Genomic DNA, 18,503 nt, shown 5'->3' with positions numbered 1-18,503 from the left:
TTTATGCACAAAATCATAAACATTCGTCACTATACATCTAAATGTAACTATGTCACGTTTGTGATATGAAATAAAAATGTGAACATCATTTAAAATACATGCTTGAATGATTGATAAGGAACTGACTTGAGTATAACCCGATGAAAATAGAAAATATCCCCGATTCAATTGATCCTAATTTAGATCTGGAGCAGATCCGTACAGAATGTTTGGAAATGGTCAAAAAACGTGCCTATTTTTCTGCTGGCGCGGCTGTCGTTCCAATTCCTTTTTTTGATGTCGTCATTGATATTGGGATTTTGTCACAACTCATTCCAGAAATTAGCACTCGCTTTGGCTTATCGCCCGATCATATTAGTGTTTATGACCCTGAAACTAAAAAAATTCACTGGAATGAGCTTCGCAAACGCGGTTTTGAATTTTCTGGTTTGGTCGTTGCACGAACTGCGGTTAAAAAATCTTTAAATGGAATTATTGGTAAAGTCATTACCAAACAAGTCACCAAGTTTATTCCGCTAGGTGGGTCCATTGTGGCTGCCAGTTTGGGTTATATCGTCATGAAAAAAGTGGCTGAAGCACATGTACAAGATTGTTATCAATTGGCGAAACGCATTCAACAAAAAAATGCGAATGGAAATGTCGTCGCCTAAGTCGATATTCACCAAGAGATAAAACTGATCCCGAGCAACATGGCTTGGGTTCAACTCTCTTTTTTTAGATTTTGTCTTTAATTAGGTACAATTCATATAAATTTTCCTACAAACAATTCCATATTTTTAAGTTTTATTAAATATTTCATTTTTATCCTGCTGCAACGATGACAAAAAACTATGGAGAGTCGTTGTGCAACATGGATCTTCTTCGCGCCTACGCGCCATTTTTAATGTAACCAGTGGTAATTTTCTCGAACAATACGATTTCTTTTTGTTTGGACTCTATGCCAAAGCCATTGGGGAAACTTTTTTTCATTCTGACAGTAGTTATGCTGCACTGATGAAGACTTTCTTGATCTTCGCGGTAAGTTTCTTAATGCGTCCAATTGGTGCTTTGGTTTTAGGCCCTTATGTGGATCGTATTGGTCGTCGTAAAGGTTTGATGGTCACATTAAGTATTATGGCAGTGGGTTCATTGCTTATTGCTCTAACACCTGGCTATGCCACGATTGGCTTCGCTGCAACTGCGCTGATTTTTATTGGACGTTTAGCACAAGGTTTTTCAGCAGGTGTCGAACTTGGCGGTGTCTCGGTGTATTTATCTGAAATTGCAGAACCGCATAATCGTGGTTTTATGACCAGTTGGCAATCTGCCAGCCAACAAGTTGCGGTCATTTTTGCAGCAGTGTTAGGTTATATTGTAAGTCTTGCCTTTACCAAAGCACAGGTCGATGCATGGGCGTGGCGAATTCCTTTTTTTGTAGGCTGCGCCATTATTCCTTTTATTTTCTGGCTAAGAAAATCATTACAGGAAACCGAAGCATTTACCTCACGCAAAGAACATCCAACCACACGCCAGATTATGTCAACATTGGCAGCTAACTGGAAAGTCGTGTTAATTGGAATGTCGATGGTCGCAACCACCACAACGATGTTCTATTTCATTACGGTTTACACCCCGACTTATGGTAAAGAAGTTTTGCATCTGACTACCGCAGAAAGCTTGATTGCAACGGTGATGGTCGGCATAAGTAACTTTATCTTGTTACCCATTGGCGGCTATCTATCTGATAAATTTGGACGTAAGCCACTCCTCATTACCACAACAACGCTAATTTTTATCACAGCTTATCCACTGCTAAGTTGGTTAACGCAAAATATTAGCTTGAGCCATATGTTAATGGCTTTGTTATGGTTATCACTGCTTTATAGTTTTTATAATGGCGCTTTGGTCGTATCCTTGACAGAGATGATGCCAAGCTCGGTACGTATTGCAGGTTTTTCTGTGGCTTATAGTTTAGCGACCTCTGTTTTTGGTGGTCTAACACCAATGATTGCAACTTATTTGGTCGAACAAAGTGGCAGCAAAAGTATGCCTGCTTTTTGGCTCATGTTTGCTGCGATTGTGAGCTTGATTGCGACATTAATTGTCTTCCGTCAGCGCCAATCTCAAAACAGCCAAACACCCAAGATCAAAGCTCAACTTGCATCAAATACATCGCATTAATTCATATATAACATCTGACTTGAATATTTGCTTCAAGTCAGATGTTTTTTCTTTAATCCGACTTCATTTGTTTCAAAATAGCTTTAAGCACTTGAATACGCGCAGTGTACTTATCGTCAGTTGCTACAATCGTCCATGGTGCGCAATCGGTACTGGTTCGCTCAAACATATCTGCGGCAGCATTTAAGTATTCGTTCCACTTGCTTCGATTACGCCAATCATCTTCGGTAATTTTAAAGCGTTTATGCGGGGTTTTTTCTCTGGCATGAAATCGCTGTTCTTGCTCATCTTTACTGATCGATAACCAGAATTTAATAATCACAGTCTGACTATCAATTAAATCTTTTTCAAAACGATTAATTTCATCATACGCACGTTGCCATTCTAGCTCACTGGCAAAACCTTCTATACGTTCAACCAAAACTCGACCATACCAGCTTCGGTCAAAAATCCGTATATCGCTACAATTATCTAACTTTGTCCAAAAACGCCATAAATACGGATGGCGCAACTCGTATTTTTCTGGCGCACTGATGGTAAAAATATCGTATTCACGTGGATCAAGCCGTTTAATAATACGTTTGATAGATCCCCCTTTTCCAGCCGCATCCATCCCTTCAAAAACAATCATTACCTTACGCTCGTCATAGCGCATTGCATCGGCAACGCGGCGAGTCAGTTTTTTTAACTTTTTCTTATACTTTAGCTTATCGAATTGTTTTGAATCTGGATGCAACAATTCATGCGGAATCAAGGCTTGAGGCCAGTTTTCTTCACCTTGTGTCGAATGTTCAGGTAAATGCTTGAGTGTCTTTAAAATCGACTGTGCAAAAGTTTGATCACGAGCTTTTGCATCTTCACCGTCAATGATGATCCAATCGTGCGTAAAACGTTGACGCAATTTTTGCAGATTGTCATATTGCTTTTTATTACGCCAATCTAGACCATGCAGTTTATGCCACTGCCGCTCGGAAGCATCGATATGATCCAGACGTTTTTGTAAGGACTTCCATGACAAATCAAACCAAACTTTGACGACATCAACCTGATTGTTTTTCAGGTCTTGCTCAAACGCCCGCATTTGTTCAACATAAGCATCAAACAGTGTTTCATCCAATGGTTTGGACACATGCATAGCAGTAGTCAATAAATCGCTATACCAATTTCCAAACATCACTGCAATTTGACCTTCACGTGGAATAAAATTGACATAAGGTTGCCAAAATGCCTGATCAGTTGAAAGCATGTACGGTGGATCTGCTTTTACTTTTAGATATCGGGGATCGACCCATTCTCTGAGTTGTTTAACAGATTCACCTTTACCCGCCAATTCAATTCCACTGACCAGTACTAAAACACTTTTAGCATTTTTTTTGCCCCAACTATTTTTTAAGGTGTACTGTGCTTCAATCAACTCAGAAGAAAGATGATTTTCATCCATTAACTCAAAATGCGTATATTGTTCACTCATGATCTATTCTGTTTGTTCTGATTCTCTTGTGAGTATAACTAAATGTCCTAACAGCTCCAGTCCAATGCATGTACGATTTATGTCAATTTACACTTATCTTGATTCTGACTGACTTAGCATGCGTTATTTTGCTGCGTAAACGTCATAGCTCTCTAAACCTAAGACTTTTATGCTTTTGATAAATTGATTATTTTGAGTGATTCAAATGTCTAAACTTGCTCCTTTTGATGATTTACTTCAACAATATTACGCCTTTGAATATCATAACAACCCTGCAATATTACAACGTCTCAATGATGCCCAAATCTGGCTTAAAGCGCGTATCAAATATACTCATCAGGACTATTTTGACGAGCCAGAAAATCAGTTGATGGCACAATACTTTCTTAACCGTTTATATGGTGGCTCAGATTTTGATCCATTGGCACTACAAATCGAACGCTTGCTTAAATATGCTCATAAAGCAGAGAAACTCTTGCCTGATAATGCCATTAAAACGGGGACAAAATCGGTCAGCCTTGCGGTACTCGCAATGCAATTAGATGAGCAAATCGCCATTCAATTACTTAAAGATTATCCAGCAGATGCGCCAATCACAGATGAAATGATGCGCCAGACTTTGGTCAAACTGGATCAAAAAGAGCAGCGTTTAACCCAGTTAAAATTACTGGACGATTTAGGCGAAGCGCTAGATAAATACATGCGTTCATTTATGATGTATGCTGCTTTTAAAATGTGTAAAAGCGCCGCACATAAATACAATTTCGACCTGATGTATGAGTTTATTCAGGAAGGATTTGTCGCCATGAAACCGCTCAAATCTGCAGAAAAATTTATTAAAACCTTTAGTGCAGTTGAACGTGATATTATTGAAAAAGTGCATTCGGGTCATCCCGATCCTTTTCGCTGATCTCGATCGGCACTCACTGCAAGAATAGGCATTAAGCGCCTTATTTTTATAAATTTCTGTATAGTATTGATAACGATGGCACACTGATGACTGTAAAACCATACTAAACTCTGTCATCATGCAGACAGCCATAATCACTTTATAATGTGTTTAAATTCAGGAGCGACAAGATGTCTAACGAAAATCAAAAGCCCACTTCCTCAACTGAGCAGGCAGAACGTTCAGACAGCAATAGTCCATTCCTAAATGAACCACTTCCGCAAGGAACTCCTCAAGGTCAGCAACAATCTTTGCAACAAAATCTTCATCACACAGCAAACAATAGTGTACCTAAATATAACTTACCACGTGGTGCTGGCCGAACGGGTAATGTCGGTGAAACAACACACTTTGGCTATCAAACTGTGAATGCAGAAGATAAAGCCCAGAAAGTGGCTGAAGTCTTTCATTCGGTTGCCAGTAAATACGACATCATGAATGATTTAATGTCGTTTGGTATTCATCGCTTATGGAAGCGTTTTGCAATCAATATGTCTGGCGTTCGCCGTGGTCAACATGTGTTAGATATTGCAGGCGGTACAGGTGATTTGGCTAAAGTCTTTAGTCGCGAAGTTGGCCCTCAAGGTCATGTGGTGTTATCCGATATCAATGAATCGATGCTCAATGTCGGTCGTGACCGCTTACTCGATGCTGGTTGTACCAATGTCGATTTCGTATTGGCGAATGCTGAAACATTAGAACCTTTTGCTGATGAAAGTTTCGATCTATTAACCATTAGTTTTGGTTTGCGCAATGTCACAGATAAAGATGCTGCGCTTGAAGCCATGTATCGCGTACTTAAACCAGGTGGTCGTTTATTGATTCTAGAATTTTCAAAACCTGTATTTGAACCGTTTTCTAAACTTTATGACCTATATTCATTCACTGCTTTACCGATCATGGGTAAGCTTGTAGCAAATGATTCAGAAAGCTATAAATATCTGGCCGAATCTATTCGTATGCATCCAGATCAACGTACGCTCAAAAGCATGATGGAAAAAGCAGGCTTCCAAAGCTGTGACTATCATAATTTAACAGGTGGAATTGTCGCCGTACATCGTGGTTTTAAACTTTAAAGGTCAATGATTATGTGGTCAATTCTTGCGCTCGGTGCAATCGAACGCGGTATTCATCATTTTATCAATCTGGATGCGATTACCCGTATCCAGCTTAATCAATTACAAGGTCAAATGCTGCGAGTGGTCATTGATAGCCCGCAGCTTTCAGTTGATATTTTTTTTGATGAAAATAAAGTCCGCCTTGAACCCACAGTTACGGGGCATAGTCCGACACCGTCTATCTTTGAGCAGCGCCCATTCGATCAACAAGTAAGCTTAACTGAAGCGACGGCAACCCTGCACGTCAAAAATGTGGTTGAGCTACTTAAACTTCTATTAGGTGACGCAGAGCAGATTGGCAATATACCGCTCACAGGTGATTATCATCTGTTACAAGATATTCAACGTATTATGCAACAGGCTGAACCTGACCTTGCAGCCCATTTAAGTCCGTGGATTGGCCCAGCACTTGCACATGAACTGGCTAAAATCGGTCTTGTGCCAAAACAGATTAAACGCAGCCTACAAAGCCATCTATTTTTTGCAGAAGATGCACTAAAAGAAGATAGTGGTTTGTTTGCACCACGCTGGCAAATGGATGATCTCAATCAAGCTACACGACAGCTTAATCAGGATATTGATCGCCTTGAAGCCAGACTGCAACAACTCAATTCGCAATTTAATAAAACAAACGATTAGGTAATATCCCACTATGATTCCGCACGTTACACGGTTATTCGAACTTTGGCGCATCGCAGCACATTATCGACTTGACACCTTGTTCCCTGCGGAAGAATTGCCCGCTAAAGCGCGCCATGCATTGGCCCTTATCCGCTTACATCCAGCAGCATGGTCGAGCCGTGAACGTAAAAACCCACTGAAGCTTAAACAAGCATTGGAAGATATGGGACCTTTGGCGATCAAGTTGGGGCAATTATTGTCCACTCGCCGCGACTTGATTCCACCTGAAATTTTATCGCAACTGGTTTTATTGCAAGATCAAGTGAAACCTTTCGATGCTCAATTGGCGAAACAACGTATTCAGGAATCATTAAAAGCCGATGTAAATACTTTATTTGCGCGTTTTGATGAGCAACCTTTAGCTGCTGCTTCAATTGCCCAAGTTCATACCGCGGCTTTGCATGACGGTCGTGAAGTGGTGGTTAAAGTCACTCGTCCTGATATTCGTGTGCAAATTTTGCAAGATTTTGAAATCATTACATGGCTAGGACAGTGGCTTGAAAGTCGATTGGAAGCCGCTCGTGCCTTACACTTGACTGAAATTATTCAGGATTATCGTCAGATCATTTTAAATGAGCTTGATTTAACCATCGAAGCTGACAATACCCGTCGCATGCGCCATTATTTTACAGGCTCTAGCATGATGTATGTGCCAGAAGTCTATATGGACAGCAAAGATGTCATGGTTGCAGAGCGGATTACAGGTGTACCTATTTCTGATACCGCGACCTTCGATCGCATGGGAATGGATCGGGCTGAACTGGCAGAAAAAGGGCTTATTATCTTTTTCACACAAGTATTTCGCGATAATTTTTTCCATGCCGATATGCATCCCGGCAATGTCTTTGTCGAAACCATCAACCCCGTTTCTCCCCGTTATATTGCACTGGATTGTGCGATTATGGGTGAGCTTTCCAAACAGGATCAGATGACCGTTGCACGCATGCTATTGGCCGTCATGAATAATAATTTCATGCAACTGATTCAGATTGTGCATCAAGCAGGATGGATTCCACCAGGAACGGATCAGGATGCATTGGCAAGAGAAATGCGCCGTACCGTTGGGCCAATGGTTTCAAAGCCGATGGATCAACTCGATTTCGCTGGAATTTTATTGCAGGTCATGGATATTGCCCGACGCTTTCGTCTGGAAATTCCACCTCAACTGATGTTGCTCCTGAAAACACTGGTGCATGTCGAAGGACTGGGAACAGATCTTTACCCTCAATTAGATATTTGGAAACTGGCAAAGCCGATTTTGACCGAATGGGTCAAATCCAATATGAATCCTGTCAAAAACATGAAAGAAATTGGTCAGCAAATTCCAGATTTATTACTGGGTGCGCATGACTTACCGACTTTACTTATCGACAGTTTAAATGGATTAAAAAATCAGTCTGCATGGCATGACCGCCAAGTTCGGGAAATTCAACAACTGCGTATGCAGATACAACAACAACAGCAACGTAGCTGGTTGTTTGGTAGCCTGATGCTGATATTGCTCAGCATTGCGATGATTGCACCGTGGTATATTTCGATTGTCTTGATTGCGATGACTGCATTATTAGCGATTTGGCGTATTATTAAATAACTGGTATTAAAGATGGGGAAGCTATATTTTTCCTCATCTATCTTCAAAATAAAAGATCGATAATAATGAAAAAAATCAAAAATATTGCCATTATTGGTGCGGGAACCGCAGGTCTGGCCACCGCAATTTTATTGGCTCGCCAAGACATTGATGTCACTTTATTTGAAAAAGTTGAGCGTCTACAACCTGTAGGTGCGGGGCTATTATTGCAACCTGCTGGGCTAGCCGTATTTGAACATTTGGGCATATTACAAGAAACCTTAAAATTAGGCGCAACGGTGACGGGCTTAGAAGGTCGACTCGCCAATCAACGTTTGTTAGTAAATAGTCATTATCATGAAATCGATGCACAACATTATGGTATCGGAATTCATCGTGCGACACTGTGTCATTTACTGAGTTTAAAATTAGAGCAATACGCAAACGCTGTGACATGGAAAATGTCGCATGAAATCGATGAATTACACGAACATAGCGAAGGTGTGAATGTCCGTGGTCAATATCAAGGACAATCTTTCACTGCCAACTTCGATGCAGTCATCATTGCCAATGGTGCGCGTAGTCATTTACGCCCTGCGTCTTGGGTAAAAGTCGATAAAGCTTATCCGTGGGGAGCGGTCTGGAGTATCGTTCCCGAATGCCAAACTCTAAACCCTAAAATTTTGCATCAATTTTATGACCGTTCACAAATGATGATGGGGGTACTACCCACAGGTGCGATTCCACAAACACCGACCCAACGCCTGTCCAGTATATTTTGGAGTTTACCCACTCATCAATTACAACAGTTTTTAGATAATCCTCAAAAGCATGATTTTTTACTTCGTCAAATTTCATCTCGCTGGCGCCCCATAGCGGACTGGCTCGAACAGATTTTGCAAACAGATCAAAATCTACATTGGTTATCGGCTCAGTATCGAGATGTGGTATTGACAAAATTTGGACAAGGCCGCATAGGTATTATTGGCGATGCAGCACATGCGATGAGCCCTCAACTGGGACAAGGCGCCAATATGGCCTTATTGGATGCGTGGGCACTAGGACAAGCCATGCAACAATTTCCAGATCGGCAAGTCGATTGGACAATGTTCTGGCAGCATTATCATCAGTTACGCTATTCTTCCACTCAATTTTATCAAATGTTAAGTCGGCTACTCACGCCCCTCTATCAATCTGATTCAACTTGGGCAGGTCCGTTCCGAGATGTGAGTTTTTATTGGATGTACCAAATTCCTTATTTACGCAAACAAATGGCACTCACTATTTCGGGCTTAAAAAGTTCTCCGCTACAGCATATGAATTATGCGGAAATTGCGCAATCGCAGTCTCAATCACCTATTCTCAGTCAAAACTAAATTTAGAACTGGTTAAGGCTCATCGCTTCCCATCATAAAAAAGATGAGTTTTTTTCCGAAATGATCAACAGATGCCGTACACTATAGGGTGCGATGAATAACCGCAAATGAACTTATTTAATCCATAATTCTGGTGAATCTTTATGAACAACGTGCAATGGCTCGATGAAGTAAAATTTAACGAACAAGGTCTTATCCCTGCCATCGCACAACATCATCTTACAGGGCGTATTTTGATGGTTGCCTGGATGAATCGTGAATCACTTGCTCTAACCGCAGAAAAACAACAAGCTGTTTATTTCTCACGTTCTCGTCAAAAACTTTGGCATAAAGGCGAAGAGTCAGGTCATTTTCAAACGGTTTATGAAACTCGTTTGGACTGTGATGGTGATGTGATTGTATTACAAGTGGAACAGCATGGTGGAATCGCTTGCCACACAGGGCGCGAGTCTTGTTTTTATCGTAAACTTACGCCACAAGGTTGGGAAATTGTCGATCCACAACTTAAAGATCCGACAGCTATTTATGGTGCCTCTGCTAAAGATGCGCATGAACATACAGCACCACAAGAACAAATTGATGTTTTGGCGCATTTGGGACAATTGATGCAACAACGCAAACAAGCGGATGCTGATAGTTCCTATGTCGCAACTCTGTATAAAAAGGGCTTGAATAAAATTTTGGAAAAAGTCGGCGAAGAAAGCGTTGAAACGATCATTGCTGCCAAAGATTATGCCGTTCAGCCGACTCAAGAACATTTAAATGACCTGATCTATGAAACTGCCGATCTGTGGTTTCATACCATCGTCATGTTGGGTCATTTTGATCTTGATCCCAAACTGGTACTGGATGAACTGGCACGTCGTCAGGGACTTTCAGGTCTGGTTGAAAAAGCCAATCGTACGCAAGGATAACTATTGACTGTGTCTAATCTTGAGAAACCCAAAGCGACTTATGAACAGGCAACGGCCATTGATAATGCGCGTCTGGGCGAATCATTTAAAGTCATCGCGTATGCAGGCACAGGTAAAACCACAACTTTACAATTGATTAGTGATGCCATGCCGCAAAGGCGTGGTATGTATCTGGCTTTTAATAAAGCGATTGCCAATGAGGCACAGCAAAAATTTCACCGTCATGTAGACTGTCGAACTTTTCACTCACTGGCCTTCCGTAGTGTTCCACGTGGAATTACCGATAAATTACGCTTACCCCGTTTAAGCCCAAGTTTTATGGCCAAAGATTATCGGTTAGAGCCGATGACCCTGCGCCGCATGATGGGGGGGCGTTATGAAAAATATGTTTTGATGCCAAGTCGTTTAGCAAGTCTGGTCGCCAATGCGGTTAGTTATTTTTGCTCGACCAGTTCACAATATCCTGCACCACGGCATATTCAAGCACCAAGCTGGCTGCATCCTGATGATATTGAACAGTTACAAAAACAGCTCTATCCAGCAGTGGAACGACGTTGGTTAGAATCGATTGACCAAAGTCATCAGGCAGGAATTGGGCACGATATTTACCTGAAACTGTGGGCATTATCTGAACCTAATATTCCAGCCGATTATGTATTGTTTGATGAAGCCCAAGATGCCGATCCATTGATGCTCGGAATATTGCTTAGACAACGTAGCACACAGGTCATTTATGTCGGTGATGCACATCAGCAGATTTATGCATGGCGCGGAGCAGTCAATGCCATGCAGCAACTTCCGCTCCCAGAGTCACGTTTAACCACGTCATTTCGTTTTGGTGAGCAAATTGCCGATGTCGCCAACTATTTATTAAGTGGGCTGGATGAAACCGTGCCATTACTTGGCAATCCAAATCTCAACTCAAAAGTCGTGAATAAACCCCATACCAAGCAACGTGATGCCATTTTATGTCGAACCAATGCTCGTGCGATGGAATTATTGCTAGCAGGTTTAGTGCATGGCGATAAAGTGAGTTTGCAAGCTGATCACAATAAACTGAATCGTTTTGTAGATGCCGCAAGCTTATTAAAACAAGGCAAGCGTGTCACTGATGTGCCAGAACTAGCTTGGTTTAATTCATGGCATGATGTACATGAATATTGTGAAACTAATGATGGCAGTGATATTAAACCATTGGTCAAACTGGTCGATGATCATGGAACTGATCCTCTTAAACGCGCGTTGGCAAAAATCACTCCTATCGATCAAGCTGATTATGTCATTTCCACTGCGCATAAAGCTAAAGGATTAGAATGGGATCGAGTACATCTGGAAGATGATTATCAATTTAAAATCAATGGACTTGAACATAAAATTAGTGATGAAGAACTGCGACTACTTTACGTGGCGTGTACACGTGCTAAAGTAAGCTTAAATATTCATCATATTTACGACCTTGTTCAGCAGCTCAAACTGCAAGCACCGCAAAGTTTGCGTAAATCTGCAGCGGTCTAAAACATCGCGTTCCAACTCTGGTGGGCATATGAAACTTGAATCGATTCATCTTAAACATACAGGCTTGTTTAGCAATTTACAGGTTCAATTTCATTATTCGCATAAACCCATCACACTCATTTTAGGTGAACAATCCACAGGCAAAACGACTTTGCTGAAACACATTTATCAGGCATTAAGTTGGTTTCCGGCACGTTTAAAAGATAGTCGCACTGCGGGCATTGTCATGCTAGATCAGGATATCTTAAATTCTCGGATTCAATCTCGAATCGATATTCAGGTCAAGATTCCGAGTGAAATTGGACAATTACCAGAAGGCAGCCAATCTCAGCAAAGTGATACGTCATGCTGTGCTTGGAAATTATATAAAACACTCAATAGCCAAGGTATTGGGATTAGCCAAACAGAAACACAACAACTCGAATATTTGACCGAGCTGTATCAAAAGGCGATTAAGCAAGACCCGTTACAGGGCCTACCCTGTATTGCCTATTATCCATCTGACCGTTTTATCAATGAAATCAATTTATTAAGCAAAAATATTCCTGCTGTATTTCAAGCTTCATCTGCCTACGATGTTGCTGCCATTCCATTCACAACTTTTGCACGTTTTTTTGAATGGTTTAGGGAGATCAGTGATATTGAAAATGCTCAAAGTGCGCAGTTATTCCAGCATCTTATTGGAAAATTTAGTACAAAAAATTCTCCCAACTTTGAACAAGAATTTTTTCAGGCACACGCTCAACTCAATTCGCCTAATTTACAAGCATTGAAAGCCAGTTTGAATGTCATTTTTCCCGACATTACCGATATTTACCTACAATATCAGCCTAAACTTCAACTGATGGTGACGTATCAGGGGCAAAGTTTATATTACCAACAATTGTCAAATTCACTGAAAATTTGGATCGCCATGATTGGCGATCTTGTCCGCCGTTTATGTTTGCTTAATCCCTTAAGTCTGTATCCCTGCCTTGAAGGTGAAGGAATCCTGTTAATCGATAACATCGATAATCAACTTGATCATGTTTTGTGTCATGAAATTCTGGAGCGCTTACATGAGGCTTTTCCATGTTTACAAATTATTGCGACAGGTAATCGTGAAGAACTGCTCGAACACGCTGAAGAATATCAATGCCTGAGTTTATCCAATAAACAGATTTCATCTTTAGAGTTTGCAAACTCTCAAGAGACCTATGAAAGCGTCTATGAACATTTATTTAATCAGCCTTCAGAACCAGATTTGAATGATTTAACATCCGAAATTGCGATAGAAACAAATATGGATCAGGTTTATCAACTACTAGAAGGTTTAAGTGATACGCAAAAAGACGAAATCTTGCACCATTTACAGTCGAATATCAAACACCTAGATGAGTCAAGATTGTCTGAAAAATAAGTCGCTCCATAATTTAGACATCAAATTATCTTTCATGTTATCATTGGAAATAACTATCAATCAGTTTAAGAAAAACCGTTTTAGTAACATCCTTAAGTGATTGATATTTTGTTTTTTAAGTGTAAAAACAGTAACAGCGTGGTTCTTTCCTGCGGTATACTTTTTGACACTTATTTTTTATTTCTTGCAAGTCGCGCAATACAACTTGTTTTTTCTTTTTATTCACATTTATGGTTTTCAGGCTGTCAAATGCTTTGGAATTCTCTTTGATTTCCTGTACATCCTGAAAAATAAGATTCACGCTTAGGTTCCGACCTAAATCACGACATGGATACGAGTGTGCTACCGATTATTATCTTGTTACCGTTAATATTAGGCACCACCCTTGTTGCATTGCTACAGCGTTTTTCGCGGGAAGCAACGGCTTTAGGGGCAATTGCAGTCAGCTTAACCAGTTTTGGGTTGTTGCTGACTGAGGCAAAACAAATCTTTGCTGGTGCTGCCATTCAACAAAATTGGGACTGGTTACCGCAACTTGGACTAAATCTTAGTTTTCGTCTGGATGCACTTGGACTCCTGTTTAGCCTACTCATTACAGGCATTGGCACGCTCATTTATATTTATGCTTATTATTATTTAAGCCCTCGTAATTCCCTTGCTAAACTTTATATGCTGCTCATGGTCTTCATGTCAGCTATGCTCGGAATTTCTCTTTCAAATAATTTAATCTTATTATTAGTCTTTTGGGAACTGACCAGTATTTCATCTTTTTTACTGGTGGGCTACTGGAGCCATTACGAGGCCGCGCAACGTGGTTCACGAATGGCACTGACCATTACAGGCATGGGCGGTCTAGCAATGCTAGGTGGTTTTATTTTGATTGGGCAGATCACTGGAACGTATCAGATTGATCAACTAGTCAACATGAAAGATACCATTCAATCGCATCCCTTATTTGTTCCTGCCCTATTGCTCATCTTATTAGGTGCATTTACCAAAAGTGCTCAATTTCCTTTCCATTTTTGGTTACCCAATGCGATGGCAGCACCGACTCCTGTATCGGCTTATTTGCATTCCGCAACCATGGTTAAGGCTGGAATTTTTTTATTGGCGCGCCTTGCACCGATTTTTATAGGGGCGGCGATTTATCACAATATTGTCACTTTTGTCGGTTTATTTACGCTTTTTATGGCAGCTTTTTTCGCCATTTTTAAAGAAGATTTAAAAGGCCTTTTGGCTTACTCCACGATTAGTCACCTAGGATTGATTGTTTGTTTATTAGGGATTGGCTCACCTTTAGCAGTCGCCGCAGCTATTTTCCATATTATAAATCATGCCACATTCAAAGCCGCACTGTTCATGATCGCAGGGATTATTGATCATGAAACAGGAACCCGCGATTTACGTAAGCTGAGCGGTATATGGCAACTGCTGCCTTTTACTGCCACGCTTACCATGATTACTGCCGCATCCATGGCAGGTGTACCGCTTACAAATGGTTTTATTTCCAAAGAAATGTTCTTCACAGAATTGGTTTCTAGCTTAAGTGGTGGTGCTTTAATCTTTTCTGTCATTGTTGCAACATTGGCAGGTATTTTTGCGGTCAGTTATTCTATTCGGCTCGTTCACGGCGTATTTTTTGATGGCCCCGTCGGAGAAAAAGTTCCCAATAAAGAAGCACATGAACCTGCTTGGGGAATGCGTTTTCCTGCAACATTACTCGCTATACTTTGTATTTTAGTCGGTATTATCCCTTCTTTACTGGTTGAAAATATTGTCAATGGTGCAACCCGTGCCAGCCTTGCTACGCCTGAGTTTGCAGGAGTACATTTGGCCATTTGGCATGGTGTCAATTTACCCCTTATGATGAGCCTGATTGCTCTGCTTGGCGGAACGATTTTTTATTTTGCTTTGGCAAAAGACGGGCGTATTCGCCGTATTGATCTTGATCCATATTTAGGTAACTTTCAGGGCAGAATTTTATTTGATAAGTTTTTAAAATATTTGCTTTTGGGTAGTCGAAATATAAAACGCCGTACTGAGACAGGCTCTTTGCAGTTATATTTGTTTTTGATTGTACTTTTTAGTATCGCCATCGTTGCAGTACCATTATTTAATCAAGGACTTAATACAGGATCGCGTGAACTTACCCATGCGCCAATGATCGCTATTGTGTTATGGCTGATTTTATTCTCAGCCTGTTGGATGATGCTCTGGTTTCATCATGAACGAATTAAAGCAGTGCTGATTAGCGGTGCGATTGGTTTGGTCGTGACCATGATCTTTATTGGATTCTCTGCGCCCGATCTGGCATTGACCCAGATTACCGTTGATGTCGTGACCACTGTCTTATTATTGATGAGCTTATCATTACTACCGCAACTCACCCCTTATGAATCTAGGCGTTCAAGACGGTGGCGTGATGCCATGATTGCCATTATAGGGGGATTAGGCATTGGTTGGATTGCATGGCTAATTCTAACTCGTGATCATAACTCGCTGTCATGGTTCTTTATGCAGCAATCGCTACCTTTGGGTGGTGGTTCAAATGTGGTCAATGTGATTCTGGTTGATTTCCGTGGTTTTGATACTTTTGGAGAAATCACAGTCTTGGGTATTGCTGCCATTGGGGCACTCTGTCTGATGGATGGTATGCGGATTCATGGTACGAGCGTGACTCAAGGACTCACCTATCGTTTTAATCCATCACCACTGATGTTAAGAACAACAGCCTCATGGGTATTACCAATCGCCTTAGTGGTCAGTCTTTATATTTTTTTACGCGGTCACAATTACCCAGGTGGTGGCTTTATTGCTGGTTTAGTGACTTCAATGGCTTTAATTATCCAGTACATTGCACAAGGTCAAGATCGTGCCGAACACATGCTAAAAGCAAAATCTGGTCGTTTATATGAACTCTGGATTGGTATTGGTTTACTTATTGCGGGTATGTCGGGTATCGGCGCATGGTATTGGTCACGTCCATTCTTAACCAGCGCACATATTTATGTCGATATTCCAGTGATTGGAAAATCGCATCTCGCTTCGGCCGCCTTATTTGATGTGGGTGTCTATGTCACTGTAGTCGGCGCAACCATGTTATTAATTTCGGTACTTGGAGATTCACGTCACTCAAGCATAACTGGTCCAGTTCCGCGTGAAGGAGATTCGTCATGATTAGTCTGGAATTTTTACTTGCTTCTGCAATCGGTTTGCTTGTCGCTTCAGGTATTTATCTAATTTTACGAGCCAGAACTTTTCCTGTGGTACTGGGACTTGCCATGATTGGCTATGCTGTGAATCTCTTTTTGTTTGCGATGGGACGCATTCAAATGAATGCGCCTGCCATTTTGACAGAAACGGTTAAAGCGACTGATCCTTTACCACAGGCCTTAGTTTTAACAGCGATTGTCATTGGTTTTGCTACAACTGCATTTATTGTACAGCTTGCAATTCGAAGCCGTTACGAATCGGGCACAGATCATGTCGATTCCAAAGAAGACCCAGCCTTAAATTATGACCCGCGTGAGGATGAACCTTGATGATTGACTTTATCAATTTCTGGAACATGCACGCGCCTATTTTTAGCATTCTTATTCCTGCATTTACTGCATTTATCTTAATTATTTTAGGCAACCCTGGTTCTGGTGCTTTAGAAACAGATCGTCGCCAACCGTGGCGCAGAGCCATCAGCCTAGTTTCTGTTTTACTCGGTCTTGCCACTGCGGTCAGTTATTTTTTGATTGCACATACAGGTCAAATTACAGTTTATCAACTCGGCGAATGGTCTGCACCATTTGGTATTGTATTGGTTTTAGATCAGCTTTCTGCTTTTATGCTGCTGTTGACCTATGTACTCGCTGTACCTGTACTGTGGTTTGCAAGCAAAGAATGGGATACACGAGGTCGTTATTTCCATGCTATGTTTCATTTTTTACTCATGGGAATTAGCGGTGCTTTTTTAACAGGCGATTTGTTTAACCTGTTTGTATTCTTTGAAGTTTTACTCATGGCATCCTATGTACTGCTGCTACATACACAAGGCAAAGCGCGCTTTCAACTGGGCATTCATTATGTCACGATCAATTTGCTTGCATCTGCGATTTTTTTGATTGGTTTAGGCATGATTTATGGCAGTGTTGGCAGTTTAAATATGGCTGATGTATCACGCCTTTTGCCAACGCTTGAGCCAGATCAACACAAACTTGCCATTGCAGGCGGATTGCTCTTATTTGTTGTATTTGGCATTAAAGCAGCAATATTGCCCGTTGGACTATGGTTACCAAAAACCTATGCGGTGGCAACAACACCCGTTGCAGCCATCTTTACCATTATGACTAAAGTCGGTATTTATGCAATTTTAAGGGTCAATGGAACAGTATTTGATGATGTATTTGCACAAAATATTTTGAAGTACTGGTTGTTACCCATTGGTTTAGTGACTTCATTATATGGAGTCATTGGCGCTATTGGTGCAGATCGTTTACGACGTTTTGTCGGCTTTATGGTGCTGTCTTCTATCGGGACGATTTTAATTGCGATTTCCATGTTTAATACCCAAGCATGGGCTGCGGCTTTATATTATCTGGTACATAGTACGCTGATTGCAGCCGCTTTTTATTTACTCTGTGGTTGGGTTACGTCTCAACGTGGTAATTTTAAAGATCATCTCAAAGTTGCCCCAAGAATGAAACAAGGCAAAATAGTGGCTTTGGTTTATTTCGTCATTGCGATGATGATGGCAGGTCTGCCTCCGTTTAGCGGTTTTCTGGGTAAGGTATTTATTTTACAAGCCACTCATGATCAGCCTTATCAAGCTTGGATCATTGCGATTGTGCTGATTGTCAGTTTGCTCAGTATTATTGCTCTCACCCGTGTTGGTTTTGTTTTGTTCTGGCGATCGACTGCGCCTGAAGAAAATGAAAAGGAACCTGCTTTTGCTGCATATCAGGATTTACCTGAACATGCTCCTGCACGTAACGATTTGACAATTTATACACTCTTGGCAGGTTTAATTATTTATGTCATTTGCGCGCCTGCTATTTATTCCTATACCTTAAGTACAGCGACACAAATTCAGGATCATGCACTTTATACCAATTCTATTTTAAGCAAAGACCGTTTTGGTGAAGTGATCAGTGTACAACCTTATGATCCAAGCTATGTTCCTGAAACCAAATATGGTGGTGAAACGATCGATCCATACGCACATTATATTCCCGATGTCATATCTGATGATACGCTTGAAGGCGAGCACATTTCAGAATATAAGAAACGTCAAATTGAGCAAGAACAAAAGGATCAAGATATCGTACCAAATGAAAGCCAACTCAAACCGATGGAGCCTTGA

General features: G+C 41.0%; 14 protein-coding genes. 13 read left to right on the top strand and 1 reads right to left on the bottom strand.

The window, feature by feature from the left end; all coding sequences use genetic code 11:
- Positions 1-140: 140 nt before the first annotated feature.
- Positions 141-650 carry a hypothetical protein gene (locus A7A69_RS15180; RefSeq protein ID WP_120370702.1) on the top strand — a complete coding sequence of 170 codons (510 nt, stop codon included), beginning with the start codon at positions 141-143 and terminating at the stop codon, positions 648-650.
- Between the two features lie 193 nt (positions 651-843).
- Positions 844-2,160 (top strand): tricarballylate/proton symporter TcuC, encoded by a 1,317-nt coding sequence (gene tcuC / locus A7A69_RS15175; RefSeq protein WP_187349239.1) that lies wholly within the window; start codon positions 844-846, stop codon positions 2,158-2,160.
- Between the two features lie 52 nt (positions 2,161-2,212).
- Here tcuC and pap read toward each other — a convergent pair whose 3' ends face one another.
- The gene (gene pap, locus A7A69_RS15170) at positions 2,213-3,631 is read right to left on the bottom strand and encodes a polyphosphate:AMP phosphotransferase (RefSeq protein ID WP_152878432.1); all 1,419 of its coding nucleotides are present in this window, start codon (positions 3,629-3,631) and stop codon (positions 2,213-2,215) included.
- Positions 3,632-3,836: 205 nt separating this feature from the next.
- Between pap and A7A69_RS15165 the strand changes: the two genes are divergently transcribed.
- From A7A69_RS15165 to A7A69_RS15115, 11 genes are all read left to right on the top strand, one after another.
- Positions 3,837-4,541 (top strand): DUF8198 family protein, encoded by a 705-nt coding sequence (locus A7A69_RS15165; RefSeq protein ID WP_120370699.1) that lies wholly within the window; start codon positions 3,837-3,839, stop codon positions 4,539-4,541.
- Between the two features lie 170 nt (positions 4,542-4,711).
- Positions 4,712-5,656 carry a bifunctional demethylmenaquinone methyltransferase/2-methoxy-6-polyprenyl-1,4-benzoquinol methylase UbiE gene (gene ubiE, locus A7A69_RS15160; protein WP_120370698.1) on the top strand — a complete coding sequence of 315 codons (945 nt, stop codon included), beginning with the start codon at positions 4,712-4,714 and terminating at the stop codon, positions 5,654-5,656.
- Between the two features lie 12 nt (positions 5,657-5,668).
- Positions 5,669-6,337: a ubiquinone biosynthesis accessory factor UbiJ gene (locus A7A69_RS15155; protein ID WP_152878429.1), complete on the top strand. Its 669-nt coding sequence runs from the start codon at positions 5,669-5,671 to the stop codon at positions 6,335-6,337.
- A 13-nt stretch (positions 6,338-6,350) separates the two neighbouring features.
- Positions 6,351-7,970 (top strand): ABC1 kinase family protein, encoded by a 1,620-nt coding sequence (locus A7A69_RS15150; protein ID WP_120370696.1) that lies wholly within the window; start codon positions 6,351-6,353, stop codon positions 7,968-7,970.
- Positions 7,971-8,035: 65 nt separating this feature from the next.
- On the top strand, positions 8,036-9,325 hold the full coding sequence (locus A7A69_RS15145) for an FAD-dependent oxidoreductase (RefSeq protein WP_152878426.1): 1,290 nt from the start codon (positions 8,036-8,038) through the stop codon (positions 9,323-9,325).
- 143 nt (positions 9,326-9,468) lie between these two features.
- Entirely contained in the window at positions 9,469-10,239 is a 771-nt protein-coding gene (gene hisIE, locus A7A69_RS15140) for a bifunctional phosphoribosyl-AMP cyclohydrolase/phosphoribosyl-ATP diphosphatase HisIE (RefSeq protein WP_151980479.1), read from the top strand.
- A gap of 9 nt (positions 10,240-10,248) precedes the next feature.
- Positions 10,249-11,754 (top strand): UvrD-helicase domain-containing protein, encoded by a 1,506-nt coding sequence (locus tag A7A69_RS15135; RefSeq protein ID WP_151980480.1) that lies wholly within the window; start codon positions 10,249-10,251, stop codon positions 11,752-11,754.
- 28 nt (positions 11,755-11,782) lie between these two features.
- Positions 11,783-13,153 (top strand): AAA family ATPase, encoded by a 1,371-nt coding sequence (locus A7A69_RS15130; protein WP_151980481.1) that lies wholly within the window; start codon positions 11,783-11,785, stop codon positions 13,151-13,153.
- A 327-nt stretch (positions 13,154-13,480) separates the two neighbouring features.
- Positions 13,481-16,330, top strand: a complete 2,850-nt coding sequence (locus tag A7A69_RS15125) for a monovalent cation/H+ antiporter subunit A (RefSeq protein WP_152878422.1) — start codon at positions 13,481-13,483, stop codon at positions 16,328-16,330.
- Complete coding sequence (locus A7A69_RS15120) at positions 16,327-16,695, top strand: Na+/H+ antiporter subunit C (RefSeq protein WP_120370690.1); 369 nt, start codon at positions 16,327-16,329, stop codon at positions 16,693-16,695. The genes A7A69_RS15125 and A7A69_RS15120 overlap by 4 nt, the downstream gene beginning before the upstream one ends.
- Entirely contained in the window at positions 16,695-18,503 is a 1,809-nt protein-coding gene (locus A7A69_RS15115) for a monovalent cation/H+ antiporter subunit D (RefSeq protein WP_152878419.1), read from the top strand. The genes A7A69_RS15120 and A7A69_RS15115 overlap by 1 nt, the downstream gene beginning before the upstream one ends.

The sequence above is a fragment of the Acinetobacter guerrae genome (assembly GCF_009372255.1).
In the GTDB taxonomy this organism is placed as follows: Bacteria; Pseudomonadota; Gammaproteobacteria; order Pseudomonadales; family Moraxellaceae; genus Acinetobacter; species Acinetobacter guerrae.
The sequence above is the reverse complement of the archived record's forward strand: the minus strand, read 5'-3'. Positions and strand labels throughout refer to the sequence as shown.